This is a genomic window from Corynebacterium glaucum (assembly GCF_030408855.1).
Classification (GTDB): domain Bacteria; phylum Actinomycetota; class Actinomycetes; order Mycobacteriales; family Mycobacteriaceae; genus Corynebacterium; species Corynebacterium glaucum.
In genome coordinates, this window is record NZ_CP047358.1 from 1,998,004 (window position 1) to 2,014,217 (window position 16,214).

Sequence of the window (16,214 nt, forward strand, 5' to 3'; positions counted from 1 at the left end):
GAGATTTGAATTACCCTGCGCCCAACCCTAGCGCGTGAGCTTGCGGTGCGTGACGCGCGAAGGCTTCGCAGCCTCCTCACCGAGGCGCTCAACCTTGTTCTTCTCGTAGTCTCCGAAGTTGCCCTCGAACCAGAACCACTTGCCCTCTTCGATGTTGCCCTCCCAGGCGAGGATGTGCGTGCAGGTGCGGTCCAGGAACCAGCGGTCGTGCGAAATGACCACCGCGCAACCCGGGAAGTTTTGCAGCGCGTTTTCCAACGAGCCCAGGGTTTCCACGTCAAGGTCGTTGGTCGGCTCATCAAGCAGGATCAGGTTGCCGCCCTGCTTCAGGGTCAGCGCGAGGTTTAGGCGGTTGCGCTCACCACCAGAGAGCACCTTCGACGGCTTCTGCTGGTCCGGGCCCTTGAACCCGAACGCGGACAGGTAGGCACGCGACGGCATTTCGTTTTGGCCGACGTGGATGTAGTCCAGACCATCGGAAACCACTTCCCACACAGTCTTTTCCGGGTCGATGTTCGCGCGGTTCTGGTCCACGTAGCTCAACTGCACGGTCTCACCGACATCAACGGAGCCGCCGTCCGGCTGCTCGAGACCGACGATCGTCTTGAACAGGGTGGTCTTACCCACACCGTTCGGGCCGATGACACCGACGATGCCGTTGCGCGGCAGCGTGAAGGAGAGATCCTTGATCAGCACGCGACCGTCGAAACCCTTGTCCAGGCTGGCAACCTCAACAACCTTGTTGCCCAAGCGCGGCGGAGTCGGGATCTGAATCTCTTCAAAGTCGAGCTTCTTGTACTGCTCCGCCTCGGCTGCCATCTCTTCGTAGCGCTCCAGACGCGCCTTGTTCTTCGCCTGGCGTGCCTTCGGCGAAGAACGCACCCACTCAAGCTCATTCTTCAGACGCTTCTGCAGCTTCTGATCCTTCTTGCCGGCGACTTCAAGACGCTCGGCCTTCTTCTCCAGGTAGGTGGAGTAGTTGCCCTCGTACGGGTAGAGCTTCCCGCGATCGACCTCACAGATCCACTCCGCAACGTTGTCCAGGAAGTAGCGGTCGTGAGTAATTGCCAACACTGCACCCGGGTAGGACTGGAGATGCTTCTCCAGCCAGAGGACACTCTCGGCATCGAGGTGGTTGGTCGGCTCGTCGAGGAGGAGCAGGTCCGGCTCGGAGAGCAAGAGCTTTGCCAGCGCCACACGGCGACGCTCACCACCGGAGAGGTGGGTGACCGGCTCTTCAGACGGCGGGCAGCGCAGCGCTTCCATTGCCTGCTCGATCTTGGAGTCGACCTCCCACGCGTCGGCGGCGTCGAGCTCCTCCTGGAGCTTGCCCATCTCCTCCATCAGCTCGTCGGAGTAGTTGGTGGCCATCTCCTCGGCGATCTCCTCGAAGCGCTGCTTCTTGGCAAAGATGTCGCCCAGGCCCTCTTCGACGTTCTCGCGAACCGTCTTCTCCTCGTTCAGCGGCGGCTCCTGGAGCAGGATGCCCACCGATGCGCCCGGCTGGAGGAAAGCCTCGCCGTTGTTCGGCTGGTCGATGCCCGCCATGATTTTCAGCAGCGACGACTTACCTGCGCCATTCGGACCCACGACACCGATCTTGGCGCCCGGGTAGAAGGCCATGGTGACATTGTCCAAAATGACCTTGTCACCGATAGCACGGCGGACATTCTTCATCGTGTAGATGAACTCAGCCACGTGTAATCCCCTTGGGTTATGCGAGTTGAAAGACGCTTCACAGGGTACATCACCCACCCCCGCCTCACCCAGGGGCATTCAGGGGACTGCGCAGGGGCGGATCCATGAACTAGAACGGGGCAGCGGCATCTTCCTTCACATCGTCAAACGTCACCACATCCTCCGCGCTGATGCGGGTTTCCGCGAACGCGGGCCCATCCTGTCCAGCGACCAGATCATCCGCCGATTGCGCTTGCAGTTCCTCGCGCAAAGCTCGCGCGGAGTGCAGCACCTGGTAGTTCGACAGGTCAAAAGAAACCTGTGTGGCTTTCAGCATGATCTTGGAGCGGGTCTGGGTCACCGGCTTCCCGGTTTCATCCACTCCCTCCTCGGACCAGGTCTTGGTGACCAGCTTGCCGGTGACAGAAACGGGGGCGCCTTTGAACAGGGAGACGCGGCAATTGTTGGCCAGTGATCCCCAGCACTCCGCGTCGATGTAGAGGTTGTCAACGTCTTCCCAGATCTCGGAGCCGTGTTCATCCTGGACTCCGGTGGGTCTGCGACGCGAGGATGCGATCCGGAGTTTGGTCAGCTGCCGATCCTGCGGACCGACGCGCAAGTACTCCGGCTGCGAGACGAGATTGCCGTGAATAGTGACGATGGTGGCGGACATAGGGAGTAGGCCTTTCGCTCAGGTTTACGTGGTGGGCCGGGGCAGGGGTGCCGTCGATAAGCAACTTGCTCCCCCAGCACCTGCAGCATGGCACGAAACAAACGAAAGGTAAAGGAAGCGTCGATTCGGCCTGTGTGCAACTTTTTTGCTCTCCACAGGTGAGCGATTTCGCGCAGCTAAGACTGGTTATATTGCGCGAGCATTTCGTTGTAACGGCGCCTCTCTTCGTCGTCGGTTTCTTCTGCCCGACGATCCACCTCGGCGGTCTCTGCACGATCGTCCAGCAGCCATTGCCTAAACAACACGCCGAAGACGATGACCAGCGGGAACGAGCCAGTGGCCCACGCGATACCGCCGCCGACTTTCTGATCCGCAAGCAAGTCCGGCTGCCACGGCAACTGGAGCGCCTGGTAAAAGTCCTCTGCGAGCACGATGTTGAGCTGCATGAGGTACACACCCATGAAGAGGTGGACTGGCATGGAGATCCACAACCATGCAAGGCGGATCTTCGCGTCGGCGCGCTGCGGAATTTCGTCGGGTCCGATGAGCTCCCAGAAGTAGAAGTACCCGGAAACCAAAAACACCGCGTTCATGATGACATGACCGGCGTGCTCTGAAATCATCAGCTCATACAGCGGAATAAAAAGGTACAGCGCGTAGAAGAAGAAGATGAACTGAATCAGGCTCACCGGCGGGTAGGTGACCACGCGCAGGAACGTCGACCGCTGGAAACTTTCCACCCATTGCCGCGGATTGAACTCGCCGGCGGGGTATGCGGCGCGCACCAGGGTCAGTGGAGCGCCGAGCACCAAGAGGACCGGCACGCCCATCGACAGGATCATATGCACGGCCATGTGCGCGGAATAGGCCGCAGGCATGTGCATGCCGAGGCGGGAAGAGAGCGTGACGACGATTGCGCCGCAGCCAAGCAACCACCACACCGTGCGAGAAACTTGCCACCCTTCGACGCGCCGTGTGAGGTGCAGATAAAAGGCAGCCAGGAGAATGGCAATGACGCTGAATAGCAATTCGAAGCGCCACAGGGTGAACCAGTTGCCCCACGTCACCGGCTCCGCCAGGTTGTAACCCATCTGCACCTGCATCTGCGTGAGATTGGGATCGCGCGGCGGGGGCGGCGGGGTGCGGCCGAGGGTGGCGGCGAGGCCGGTGACGGCAGCCATGACAATCACCTCGACGGCGGCGAGGCGGGTGAATGCCTTCGGGTCTTTGCTCAGCGCAGGGATGGTGCGCTGCCGGTGCCAGTAACCGAACGCGCCGAGCACGAGGAGACCGACGGTTTTGGCGACGAGCACCCAGCCGTACTCATAGTCGGTGAGTTCGGTGAGCTGGATGCGGATTGCCGCGTTGATCAGTCCCGAGACGAGCATGGCGAGGAACGCGAAGAGCGCGATATTGGAGTAGCGGCGCACCGCCGGTTCCAGGTTCGGTCCGAGCCTGCGCCCGTGTGCGACTAGCGCCATCAGCGCGCCCACCCAAACGAGCATGAACGTCAGGTGCCAAATGAACGAGTTCGTGCCGTAGTCGTGATTACCACCGGTCGCGGAGTGCCCGGTGAGCGCCAGCGGCATGATCGCAATGCCCGCACCGGCGAGCAGCACAACCTGCGGCCACCACGTGCTCGCAGTAAAACCGCCCGCGGCCACGACAGCGGCGAACGCGGCAACAATGAGCCAGACTTGCGATTCCTGGACTTGCTCGATTGCGGTTGACCACGCGGCAGCCTCGAAGATGACGTTGGCCAACGGTTCGCCGGAGACGTCGGAAAGCACGAGCGGGATCATGACAATGCCGACTAGCGCAAGTCCAGCCGACGCCCACGCGCCGGTACGCGAAGCGATGTGGCCGTCGACAGTCAGTGGCGCGCCGTTCAGGTCCTGCCCGACCATGCGCGGGGGGATGAGAAACGCGGAAAAGAGGAATGAGCCAACCGCAAGCGCGGCGAGCATCCAGCCGGCCCCGCGCAGCGCCGGTAGGCCGAACGTGGTCGGCCAGCCCGGATCTGGGATGCCCAAGACGGCTAACGACTCCCCCACAAACGACTGAGCGACCGCCCCCGCAATGACCGCCGCGACAAGCACAGCCGCGAGGTAGAACGGCCACGCCGCTTTCACAGCCCGCTTCTCTTGCATGCCTTTCACCCTACTTTCGCACGGTTACAAGCCATAACTCGCGCTGCGCTACAATGCTGGCTGGGTTTTTCACCCACTGCCTCCATAGCTCAGTGGATTAGAGCAACCGGCTTCTACCCGGTGTGTCGCGGGTTCGAGTCCTGCTGGGGGCGCCATGTGTTGTCTTGAGACATCGTTCCGGTCGTGTCTCGAGATTTCGTCATTTTTGGGTGCCCCGGAGTGGGTTGGGTGCGGCTTTCAGATGGGGAGATCGGCCGCCCTGGCATTGGTCCTCCTGCGGTCCTTGAACGTGCCCGGCATTGGGCCAGAGCAGCTTCGTTCAGACGGTCCCAATGGATCTAGCGATTGACGGCCCATGAACGTGACGCATCTGCCACGGGGCCGAATCCATCTGTTTAGGCGCTTCGCATGCGCAAGGATTGTCCGGAGCCGGAACGATGTCTCGAGACATCAGTTCACACCGCCGCGGGACGGTTTCCGGGCACGGGTTGCCCACCGGAACGATGTGGTGAGACATACCGCCTAGACAGACCGGAACGATCTCATGAGACATGCGGAACGATGTCATGGAACCAGACAACCGTAGCGGATCGACACATACTGCGAACCACGATCACTGTGGTGGACAAGCCCTTCAGCGCGAAGATCACCCGCGTGATACAGCGCGTGCTCAAACGCCTCTAGCGGCAGTTCATCGGTGTGCATACTCGCCCGGGTCGCGACACCGACAATCTTGCGCGAATACACATCGGTGATGAACGCGGTATAAGCAAAGCCCGACAGGGTACGCACATAGGTGATGTCAGCAACCCACAACCGGTGCGGTGCGCACGCAGTGAAGTCACGATTGACCAAATCGGGACGGCAATCAGCGACGTCAGTCCGAAGTGTCGTGATCGGAGTGCGGCCACGCCTGCGGCCTTGGATGCCGGCGAGTTTCATCAACCGTGCGGTTTGATCACGACCGATATCCCAGCCGGCGCGCTGCATGGCCTTCCACATCTTCCGCACGCCGTAGACGCTGAAGTTGTCCTCGTAGACCTTCACAAGTTCGGGGATGAGCAGCGCGTCTGACAAGCTCCTGGCTGACGGGGCTCGTGTTTTCGCTGCCCGGTAGCCACGAGAAGTGATAAACCCACACTCTGTCTGCCTCAACGTGCGACAAATGGCCTCGACCCCGAAGCGATCGCGATACGTGTCGATGTATTCGATCATCTTCTGGTGGGACGGGCGAGTTCCGCTGCGAAAAAAGCTGACGCTGTCTTCAAAATCTCGTTAGCCCTGCGCAGCTCGTTATTTTCCCGCCGCAGACGCTTCAGTTCATCCTCTACTGACTCGTCGGTGCTGCCCTGAGCATCGAAGGCAGATATTCGAGGTTTCAACCAGTGATTAAGCGTGTGCGCCGAGACGCCAAGCTTCTCACCGATCTCTTCGGCCGCAGCCCACTTTGAGCACCCCTCAAGCTCAACGAGTTCCTCAGCGAGGCGCACCGCCTTGTCTTTGAACTCGTCACTGTACTTCCTAGGCATGATCCCCATCCTTCTCTAGAAACGATCGGAGCTAAACCCAGGACGCTTCATGATGATCATGAGTACTTTTTCGCCTCTGTAGGCTCGTCCGATTCCTAGGTGGTAGATCCTTCCGGCGTAGCGGATGGTGACTTTTCCGTTGGTGGCGACGGTTTCGTGGCGGACGCGCCATTCTTCTTGTGGGTTGTCGTTGGGTGCGGCTTTTACTCCTGTGGTGTAGGCCTGCTCGGGCGTGCGGCGGTTGAGTGATCGGTGGGGGCGTTGGGTGTTGTAGTAGTCGGCGAATTCGTCGAATTGGTGTTGGAGTTGGTAGACGGTTTCTGTTGGTGGTCGGGCATTGAGCCAGTGTTTGAGTGTTTGGTGAAACCGCTCGATTTTGCCTTGGGTTTGCGGGTGGCCTGGGCGGCCGTTTTTCTATTGGATGCGGTGGTGGTTGAGGAGTTTTTCGAAGGCGTTTCTGCCTCCTTTGCGTCCGGCGAGACGTGCGGTGAACACCATCCCGTTGTCGGTGAGGGTTGATGCTGGTGGGCCGTAGGTGTCGATGAGGTATTGCAGCTGCGCTGCCACGGCTGCGCCTGTAAATGCTGGTTGTGCGGTGATTGACGGTAGGTAGCGGGAGTGACCGTCGATGAAGTCGAGGATTTCTACGCGTGTGCCGTCTAAAAGAAACGCGTGGGTGATGTCGGCTTGCCAGCATTCGTTCGGTAGCGCGGCTTCAAATCTGATGTAGGAGCTACGTGGTTTCTTTTGCGGTTGCGGGCTGACCAAGCCGGCATCGGTGATGATTCGGCGGATCGTTGATGTTGACGGAACGCGCATGCCTTGGCGTTGCAGATGGAAAGCAACGGTGTCTGGGCCTGCGTCGAAACCGGCCCTGGTGAGCTGTTTGCGCATGTCGATGATGTGTTTGCGCAGCGTTTCAGGCACAGCCTGTGGGTGGGTGTGCGGGGCGCGGGATTTCGGGGCGATGGCCTCTGGGCCGCCTGCATCGAAATCGGACACGATCTTGTAGACGCGTTGGCGTGAGATGCCGAAGCGTTTGGCGACCTTGGCGACAGGTTCGCCTTGGTCGCGCACAGCTTTGACGATGGCGAGGTTGCGATTCGGGCTGTCCATTTGTCAACCATGTCCCGACTGAATACCAGCGTCGTACCGCGCCTTGCTGGGGCAGCTGAACGTGTCAATCATGTCGCGACTGAGGTGTCAACCATCACCCCGAGTACTTTCCCGCCCCTAAGTGTCAATCATGCCGCGACTCACCTGTCAACCATCATTACCATTGCTCCAGGCACAAGCTGCAGCGGATTACAATATGGGCCTGTTTCAATGGGATTGTCAGGAATGCGTCCCACCAAGCCGTTTGATATGTGCTTGCGCCGAAACTTTGAAGATGGAATCCACATTCCCTTTCAAGGTTCGCCCGAAGTTGTCGAGTGCTTTGATCGCCCCGGTGGTGGGATAGCGTTTTACCATGCGCTCAACCTCAGTAGAGTTCAGTGGAAGCAAGTTGGGGTAGCTCCACATGAAAGCAAAACGTTCGTTTGGCCTAATTTGGGCTGTGTCTGATGAGAAAAGCCAGCTTTCAGTTGCCGACCTCCTCCATACAAGCACGCTCGAGCCGGGGAAGTGTCCTCCTAACTGGACTAAGCGCGACCTCAAATCAATCTGCAGATCGTCTTTCCAGAATACCGAGGGTACACTTTTAGTATGCGCCCATTCCTCGTCCATTTGATTGACGAGAACGCGACCACCATACGAGTCGGCCCAATGACTCTGTGCCCCATACATGTGAGGGTGACTAGCGGCTATCGTCAGAGGGCTAAGATTCTCGCCTGTTTCTATCAGGGCCTCAACAGGGTCGAGGACGACAGGCAATGGATCCCACAGAAGCCACTGGTCCTGGCTCTTTAGCAAATAAGATGTATGTCCAATCCCGATCTTCGGGCAGGTAGTCATTGAGAATGCGTCGGACGCAATCTTTTTAACTTTTACTTTAACGTCGGTTAGGCTGGTCGGGTCCAGCCATACTTGACCTTCTGGATCCCGGTACTGCCGAGGGTCCTCACAGACGGGACACCAGAGCTGTCCGCTCTCTACAGCTTCAAAATTCTCCACTCCGCAATTACGGCAGATTAGCGTTTTAGCCACTAGTAACCCCCGGTGACCAACCGCTCCCCCGAAGGCTTCTCGACCTCTTCCAAGATGAGACCCGCATAGTCCAACCACGTCAATTCCGATACCCCCTGTTCATTAGAAACCAGCGCTGTATTAGACTTACGCACCCTACCTACCCGCTCCCCTTCGACTAGGCGGGAGGGTGGAGCCACATATGTCCATCTTCCCCGTGGAAAGATGTCCACTAAAGCGTCGAACTGATCCGCTGAAGCTCTTGCTATATCGCGCCAAGCGTCCTCGACGTAGCCCGAATCCACCACGCGCTCAGCGTTAGGCTCATCCGACACGGGCAGAGCTCCGGCGCCCCCACTAACCACGAGCCAGACGCCCTTTTCGGCGCAAACACTCGCAACAGACAGCGTGCCTCTCACGAGCTCCGCCTCCCGCCCCTTTGACGGCCGTGTCGCGCTGACAACAACGTCCGGTTTAAAGGAGTTAATTATCCCAGTTAGGAATTCCGCATCGTAAGCATCACCATTCACTAGCTGGCCACCCAACTTCTCCAGTATCCGAGAGGAGCTAGAACGCGTGACTCCCACAACGATGTGCCCTCGCTCCAGCGCGGCCTCTGTCAGGACAGATCCTACCTGACCACTAGCTCCTAATACCAGTACTTTCATTCTCGATTCACCATGCTTTCATCTTCGCGTTGCCCCCCTAAGCGAGGTTTGGGCCGCTCCCCATGGCGGGGCGATCTGAGACAAAACGATGGCAGTCAAACACAAAAGGAAACCGAACCACTGTGGGAGAGTTAACAACTCGTCTAGGAGTAGGTAGCCAAGCAAGGTTGCCACCAATGGAGACAGCAATGGCAAGAAACTTGCAGACACGGCAGATATTTTCCCCAGACCTGTAAACCAAGCCCAATAGGTCAAAAGTCCTCCTGCGATTGACAACCATGCATACCCAAGTATACTCCTCAAATCTTGAGGTGGAGGCGTACCCTCAAACAAGATAGCCATCGGTAGTTGCAACAACCCACCCCACGCTAGCAACCAAGCTGCCCAGGTGAAACCGTCAGTAGGGCGCTGCCATTTTTTGGTCATTACGATTCCGAGCGCCATGGATACGGTTCCAAGAATACCTGCGGTTATACCTAACGGGTCAAAGATAGAGTCCGATGCAAGCACCATTACAGCAACTCCGACCACTCCAGCGATTGCCCATGCGACACGCCAGATGCTTGGGCTTTGATACAACAAGACCCATGCGAATGCGATAACGAAAAGAGGCTGACATGCGGATAAAACTGATGCCATTCCCCCTGGCAGCCGGTAAGCCGCTACGAATAGCAGGGGGAACCACAACCCAATGTTAAGGATCGCCATAATTAAGGATCGCCAGATCCATTCGCCTCGAGGAAGCTGCTTACATATTAAAAGGCCAATTATCCCTGCCGGTAACGCGCGCAAAACGCTAGACCAGATAGGGTATCCTGGGGGCAAGAACTGAGTTGTGACGATATAAGTAGTACCCCATACCGCCGGGGCAGAAGCCGATAACACTACCCAGCGCCAATTTTCCGTCGGTTTTTCTATCGACGCTCCCATACTACCTTTCCCTCTCCTTTGAAAGTGCCACCGCTAATTCCGCCCCCCTGCTCACTACCTCAACCATAACCTCGAAATTTGCATCTCTCGATCGCATATTCGTCTTTTCGTCGATGAAGCGCATTACATATTTAGTTATGTCCTTTCCTCGCACATTTTCGGCGTGAGCTCTCGCAAGTGCCTGCTGGACTGCCGACTCCACCAATTCATGGTCAAGGGCGATTTCGTCGCTGGGTGAGACTAGCGCCAAGAACCCACTACCTAGATCAAGTTCGATGTGGTTGCGAGCCGCTTTGGCGAGATCAGCAAGCCTGTCGAACCGAGCACCCAACTTGACACCCGAAGACTTGCAGTAGAAAGCAGGAAACTCTGAAGTATGAAATCCGACCGCTGGAATATTCAGCGTCTCCAACACCTCGACGGTCTTAGGTATGTCGAGAAACTTCTTGACACCGGCTGACACGACTATTACTCGTCTACGTGCAATTTCGTACAAATCGCCCGACATGTCCATAGTCGTCGCGTAGTCTCGATGAACACCTCCAAGCCCTGCGGAGGCGAATATTGGCACACCTGCCAATTCACAGATCGCTAGTGAGGCGCTGACTGAGGTCGCACCAAGGCTACCACGGACCAGTTGAACGGCAATGTCTCTGGACGTAACTTTATCGACGTTGTTCGCGGTGGTCAGGCGCTCTAGGTCCGCTTCGGTAGCCCCAAGGCACAATTTACCGCGGTCAATAAACGTAATTGCGGGCACCACTCCGCGTGAGCGTATTGCTTCGTCACAGGCACTCTGAAGCTCCACGTTCTTAGGGAAAGGCAACCCGTGCGAGAGTACATTAGACTCCAACCCTAGGATCGGAGTTCCCTCCTCGAGGGCATTCCTCACCTCATCTGAAACAGAGACTCGAAGTTCATTCAAGATAATCAGCCACCACTTGCAGCTCATCAATGTTGGGAAGGATGATCGGATCAACTACCTCTTCACCCCAACGGCTCCCGTCCACAGGCACTAAGTGTAATGACACCTTCCTGTAAGAAACCGAGAAGTACCGCTCGATGAGCTCTGCCAACTCACGACCAAAGCTGTCTTTCTGCTCGTTGCTTATAGGAGATTGGAAGTAATACATTTCAACGTGTGGCACAGGTCAGAACTCCTTGATCATGTATACACCCGGTCCAGTATCAGACATGGATTGCGTTCGATTGGAAATCCGAAATTATGGCACCTAGCTCTTTCACATGCGGAGGCTTCAGTATTTCGTAGTGGTCCGCGTCGAACCCAATCGTTGTGATGTCTAGAATATTTCTTTCGAGAATCTCATCGACAGAAGAGTATTTGTCCCCCTTTGCTTTCACTAGCAGTATTGGGCAGCTAACGTGATAAGCCTCCATTTCTTCGAAAGAATAATCGAATTCATATTGCGTGCAAACCAACCTCACAATCCGCTCGATCTGATCTGGATCAATCGCGTGATTCTTTTTCTGAATAAACTCGACGACATCGTCCAAGGACTTGGCTGTTGCTGTGACCTTCTGGAAATCGTGAGGATCCAAGGGGTGGTTGAACACACTCAAAAGCATTCCTACGAATTCTGGGTTGTCGACGCTGCTATCCCGTTCGCCCGTTTGGGGTATAAGAAGATGCCCGTCGGTAGATAAGGTTGGATTTCCCGGACAGAGTAGCGTCAAGGAGTCAACCCTACGGCCTTGCGCTTCAAGCAAGGCCGCGCTAGTAAGAGCAGTGCGACAGCCGAATGAATAGCCAATCAGGTGCAGCACGCCTTCGCCCGGCGCGAATTCGCAATCCTGTTCAGCCACCTGCTCTATAGAAGCTACCGGACTTTCCCGTTCATTGATTCCTTGTGCTTGAATTCCGATGATTTCCCCACCCGCTGACAGATTATCTGCAAGGTGGCTCAGGTTCAGGGGCAGGCCACCGAGGCCTGGCCACATCAGCGAACTCACTCGGCCGCTGCTTTGAGCTTGGCCACCGCCTGGATCCATTTCTCTCAATTTGATAGCGCGACTTTGTGTGATCGGATTCTTGATGACCGAGGCCAGTTCCTCAAGGACCGGGTTAGCAAATATCAGCTGAGGGGTCACCGACTCTCCAAAGACCGTCTTAAGGCTCGAAACTAGCATCATCACCCGCACTGAGTTGCCACCCAAATCAAAAAAGTTGTCAGTGGCCTTGATGCCCTCACATTTTAGGATCTGTCCCCACGACCTTGCAATGGCCCTCTCCACCTCCCCCTCCGGCGCACGACCGGAGCTCGATCTAAGGGAAGTAGCTCTCTGCTCGGAGATGGCCATGAGCGCAGTGCGATCAACTTTCCCGTTGGGGGTTGTCGGTAGAGCCGGTAAGACAGTGACTTGGTCCGGAACCATGTAACTCGGAACCTGGTCACGTATCTCACGGGTAACAATTTCTGCAGGCCCCTCCATATGCACCTGGTCCTCGTTCATACCCCTGTGCAGCCTTTGGGATTTGCTTATGGGGCCACCGACCGCAAAGTAGAACGATATCTCCTTAGACTCGGATTCAATTTTAAGAATCTCAGTCGCCTTGATAGCGGCCGGCAACGGGCTACCAGAAAATGAACTATACCCTGAAGACATAAACCCAAATGCTTCACAGTGGGACTGCAACCGGTGAAGAGCTGCTCCTAGCGAAACATACTGCCTTTTCAAGTCGAGTTCGGAATCCAGGAAATACAAGCCAACCCCGAACGACGAGGTCCTGTAGACACTCTGATTAATTGCAATGACATCAGAAACCTCTACGAATGCGTCGCTTATTTTTGTAAATTGACCAGCATTCTCAGCATACGTGCCACGGCTCAGACCACTCACCCGATCATCAACGGAGATGAAAACTTCAGGCGCATGACAGAAACTATCGGGTAATTCGGAACTGGATATCGATACGATTTCGAGTGAACCGAGGTATAAGTCCTGCGGCAGCTTTCCGCAATCAACATAGTCGGGCGGACTATCGCTGAAGACCGCACAGTACCTGCTATTTTCAAAAATATCGTCGAGCAAGCCAAGCAAATGTCCGAGCTCGAAGTACTGAACTTCCCTTACATTCTTCTCATAGACAGAACGGATAGCCGCCTCGTGGGATACGAGGTGAACCCTAGTTACAGAACTCGGGCTGTGATCATCCTGTACCCATTTGAATCCCTTTTCTACGGGATCGAAATACCAAGTTTGACCATAGTGGGGTGAATCCTTACCGAAGCTAACGTACGCCTGAATAGAGTACAGAGCGCCGGGCGATGCATAACCGTATTTCGGCAATAATCGTCGCTCGTCTTTGAACGCACTTATTCCCCAAAGTATAGAAGCTAACGGGGCGGCGTCAACCAAGTCCCTATCGAGGCCAATGCCCAGGTGGAGCGGGTCCGATTCTTGTTTTGCGACACGAACCATCTGCACCAGATCTTCGAGGGAGAATTTATCTCCCTCAAATGTGCGATAGCTCTTGCGGCAAAATGCAAGCTGCTCGAGCTGTTCGACCAGCTCATTTGGGGCTTCATTTATTAGGCTCTCAACTTCTGTACCCAAATCCGTGCGAACACCAAGGTTCGAAAGCTGCGCTTTAACCTGGAGTCGGCTGTTCTTCGAGAGATGATGGACACCGCCACCACGCCCATCCATAAGTGGAGCTGCATTAGACGATAGCTGGAGAAAAGCTTCGAGGCGCTGGGGCACGTCTTCACCACCCCCAACCACGACACATTCCGCTTTCGAAACCCAAGGGTGCTGAAGATATTGGTTATTGATTTCATCCAACTCGATCCGATTCCCCCGCAGCTTAATCTGGTTGTCTATTCGACCAAGGAAGCGTAACTGGGCATCGTCCCCACAACGAACCAAATCTCCCGATCGGTAGCTGGGCAACCCGTTGACGGTAAGAAACTTTTTGCGTGTTTCTTCGCTATTATTCACGTAGCCCATTCCAACTAGTTCGCCGCAAATGATCAGTTCGCCTTCGATACCAGGAGTTGGCTGCCTAATCCCGCCGCCTACATCGATGTAGAAAACGCTATCTGCGGCGGGAGCGCCGAGAGGTACGGTAGAAGACCTATCAGTTGGAGCAATCATCTCGGGACCGAACCTAAACGCAGAAGAGTTAATTGTGCACTCACTCGGGCCGTATAGGTTAACGATCTCAGCTGACGGGAGTTGGCTACGTATTTCGTCCACAAGGTTCCACGAAAGTGCCTCACCACCCGAAAAAACCTTTTGGAGCGAAGGCGAGGCGGCGAAGCCACCAATGTCGGCGATCGCCTGCAAAAGAGTTGGTACGGCTTGCAAGGTATTAACCGCGTAATCCGATATAGCCTGTACTATTGTATGAGGGTCTCGAAACGCCCCGTGTGGTGATGGAACCGGAATAGCCCCATTGATAGGCGCTAGAATCTCCCACTGCGCCGCGTCGAAGCCGATCGGCGTCTTCTGCAAGATGCGTGTTGAGGGATCCAGGAAGCCTTCGCTTCTGAGCCAACGCATTTGACAGCTCAGGTTTCGCCTTGATATGGCTATGCCCTTGGGGTTTCCCGTAGAGCCTGAAGTATAGATGAGGTACGCAGTTTTATGGCCGTTCCACTCCAGAGATACGACGGGCCACTCCTCCGTGGGAGTGTCAAATCCCTGCGTTAGGCGTTCCTCAAGCTCGAGAGGAAGCCGAACCAGCTGCAGACCTTCAATCTCCCCGAGGGCTTTCGCGTCTGCCGAACTGTCAATGATAGCTGTTCTCGTGGTTGAATCTTCTAAAATGTATCGGATGCGTTCCACAGGGTATTGGGAGTCGATCGGAATGTAAGTTGACTCTCGCGCCAGAGCCTCGAGCGCGATCATCGAAATATGCGGCCCCGGCTGCCCGATGATTGCCACCGGCGAAGCATTCTTCGAGGCCTCGCTGAAAACAGCATGGACTTCCGCAGAAGAGCCTGCGCAGTTTGAGTTACTGGGTGAGTTCATGTCTAAGTCCATTCTCATTTCTTAGAAGGTAGCTAAACTGCTAATCACCCTGCACTGAAGAACCGGTCGCCGAAGTCACCAATACCCGGGAGCATGTATCCATTTTCCGTGAGGGCCTCTTCTATCGAGGCGATAACGTATGTGCAGTCGGGGTGACGTTGCTGCACAAATTCAAGCCCTTGCGGTGAAGCGAGGTAGTTAACTGAGATTATCGAGGTCTCCTGAACGCCGACATCCTTAAGGCGATCAATAGCGAGGGATAGGGACCGCCCAGTGGCAACCATAGGTTCAAAGAGCAGAACTGTCGACGAAGCAACACTGTCAGGAAGACTTTCGTAATAAAACTTCGGCGTTAAGGTTTCGCGGTTTCTTTGCAGAAGTATTTTACCTATTGGCATTCCCGGCAAAAGGGAGCGTGCAGCAAATTCCATACTTTCACCTGCCCTTATTACTGACACCCCACATATGGGCCTAGTCAATCGGACACCATTAAATTTGGCATTGGTTGGGGTAGTTACCGACTCAGGGGTGTAGTGGGCGAAACTCAAAGCGTATTCGATCAACATTCGATTAACGCGCTCTGTCGCCCATGTGAACTCGCGAATCGAACTGTTTTTATTACGAGTTTTATTACGAGCGATCGTCTGAAAGTAAGTAAGAAGATTTGACGACGGAAGCTCATTAACTGACATACTCCTTCTTTCACCTTTCTGCGCATGGAGGACGGCGCGCCAACTTTTGTCTGGGTTATGCGTTAAAGTTTTTTACCCCCTCCGTTAGAGTTGGCGATTTGGCGGAAGGCGCGCATCGCCTCCGAAACGAATTCTTTGACTAGTCCGGCATCCTTACGCCCGTCGCTACCCTCCAGCCCGGTGTGAGCGTCAACCCCAGCTGGTTTAGTTTCCAGAATCGCATCGCCAACATTGTCGGGATTCAACCCCCCGGCGATAATTACCGGTTTGCTAGCCTGTCGGACAATTGCCGCGCTGGTTTCTATGTTGTGCTGGATCCCTGTCGCGCCCATGGCTCCAGTCCTTGGGTTATAGGTGTCAGTCAAAAACATGTCCACATGCGCATCCATGGCTCGAACAGTTTCCAGTAGCTCCACTTCGTTGTTTTCTTTAACGATGAGGCTCTTAAGGATCTGAATTTGCGGGAGTTGCTTTCGAAGGCGTATGATTTCACTGGTCTCGATGTCCCCATGCAGCTGAACGGCATCGAAACCAAGTGCGCTTACTAACTCGGTTAATTCTACTGCACTAACGCTGTAGGAGATCAATACTGAAGTTGCGCGACCTTCAACATGTTTTACTACGTCTTTCGCCATGGCTTCGGTCAGATCATCGTTACCCGACGGTAGACGAAGTGGAATCCCTAGCCAATTTGCACCGGCCTGGATGACCAGGTCTGCCTCATCCGGATCGTGAAGTCCAGCAACCTGAATGACTGGGTTCATGGTTCCCCC

Annotated in this window: 11 protein-coding genes, 1 tRNA gene and 2 pseudogenes; 1 reads left to right on the plus strand and 13 read right to left on the minus strand. The window is 55.6% G+C overall.

Features of this window, described 5'->3' with window-relative positions:
- Positions 1-27: 27 nt before the first annotated feature.
- From ettA to CGLAUT_RS09700, 3 genes are all read right to left on the minus strand, one after another.
- The gene (ettA, locus tag CGLAUT_RS09690) at positions 28-1,698 is read right to left on the minus strand and encodes an energy-dependent translational throttle protein EttA (RefSeq protein ID WP_290184893.1); all 1,671 of its coding nucleotides are present in this window, start codon (positions 1,696-1,698) and stop codon (positions 28-30) included.
- 109 nt (positions 1,699-1,807) lie between these two features.
- Complete coding sequence (locus CGLAUT_RS09695; protein ID WP_290184895.1) at positions 1,808-2,350, minus strand: single-stranded DNA-binding protein; 543 nt, start codon at positions 2,348-2,350, stop codon at positions 1,808-1,810.
- A gap of 176 nt (positions 2,351-2,526) precedes the next feature.
- Positions 2,527-4,500, minus strand: coding sequence for a bifunctional copper resistance protein CopD/cytochrome c oxidase assembly protein (locus CGLAUT_RS09700; RefSeq protein ID WP_290184897.1), 1,974 nt, complete (start codon positions 4,498-4,500; stop codon positions 2,527-2,529).
- Positions 4,501-4,578: 78 nt separating this feature from the next.
- On the opposite strand from CGLAUT_RS09700, the gene CGLAUT_RS09705 reads away from it, so the two are divergent.
- Positions 4,579-4,655: transfer RNA gene (locus tag CGLAUT_RS09705), tRNA-Arg, on the plus strand.
- 427 nt (positions 4,656-5,082) lie between these two features.
- Here CGLAUT_RS09705 and CGLAUT_RS09710 read toward each other — a convergent pair.
- The 10 genes and pseudogenes from CGLAUT_RS09710 to CGLAUT_RS09755 all read right to left on the minus strand — a co-directional run.
- Positions 5,083-6,029 (minus strand): annotated as a pseudogene (locus CGLAUT_RS09710) (IS3 family transposase); the annotation flags it as partial.
- Positions 6,030-6,080: 51 nt separating this feature from the next.
- A pseudogene (locus CGLAUT_RS09715) lies at positions 6,081-7,145 on the minus strand (IS481 family transposase); the annotation flags it as partial.
- A 219-nt stretch (positions 7,146-7,364) separates the two neighbouring features.
- Positions 7,365-8,144 (minus strand): MBL fold metallo-hydrolase, encoded by a 780-nt coding sequence (locus CGLAUT_RS09720; RefSeq protein ID WP_290184899.1) that lies wholly within the window; start codon positions 8,142-8,144, stop codon positions 7,365-7,367.
- 32 nt (positions 8,145-8,176) lie between these two features.
- Complete coding sequence (locus CGLAUT_RS09725; RefSeq protein WP_095660567.1) at positions 8,177-8,824, minus strand: NAD(P)-dependent oxidoreductase; 648 nt, start codon at positions 8,822-8,824, stop codon at positions 8,177-8,179.
- Between the two features lie 18 nt (positions 8,825-8,842).
- Positions 8,843-9,754 (minus strand): EamA family transporter, encoded by a 912-nt coding sequence (locus CGLAUT_RS09730; RefSeq protein WP_095660568.1) that lies wholly within the window; start codon positions 9,752-9,754, stop codon positions 8,843-8,845.
- Between the two features lies 1 nt (position 9,755).
- The gene (locus CGLAUT_RS09735; RefSeq protein WP_290184903.1) at positions 9,756-10,679 is read right to left on the minus strand and encodes a pseudouridine-5'-phosphate glycosidase; all 924 of its coding nucleotides are present in this window, start codon (positions 10,677-10,679) and stop codon (positions 9,756-9,758) included.
- Positions 10,672-10,902, minus strand: coding sequence for a tautomerase family protein (locus tag CGLAUT_RS09740; RefSeq protein ID WP_157731350.1), 231 nt, complete (start codon positions 10,900-10,902; stop codon positions 10,672-10,674). Before CGLAUT_RS09740 ends, CGLAUT_RS09735 begins: the two co-directional genes overlap by 8 nt.
- A gap of 40 nt (positions 10,903-10,942) precedes the next feature.
- Positions 10,943-14,749 carry a non-ribosomal peptide synthetase gene (locus CGLAUT_RS09745; RefSeq protein WP_290184905.1) on the minus strand — a complete coding sequence of 1,269 codons (3,807 nt, stop codon included), beginning with the start codon at positions 14,747-14,749 and terminating at the stop codon, positions 10,943-10,945.
- Positions 14,750-14,793: 44 nt separating this feature from the next.
- Positions 14,794-15,441, minus strand: a complete 648-nt coding sequence (upp, locus tag CGLAUT_RS09750; RefSeq protein WP_290184907.1) for a uracil phosphoribosyltransferase — start codon at positions 15,439-15,441, stop codon at positions 14,794-14,796.
- A 62-nt stretch (positions 15,442-15,503) separates the two neighbouring features.
- Positions 15,504-16,205 (minus strand): phosphoribosylanthranilate isomerase, encoded by a 702-nt coding sequence (locus tag CGLAUT_RS09755; RefSeq protein WP_095660573.1) that lies wholly within the window; start codon positions 16,203-16,205, stop codon positions 15,504-15,506.
- Between the last annotated feature and the right edge of the window lie 9 nt (positions 16,206-16,214).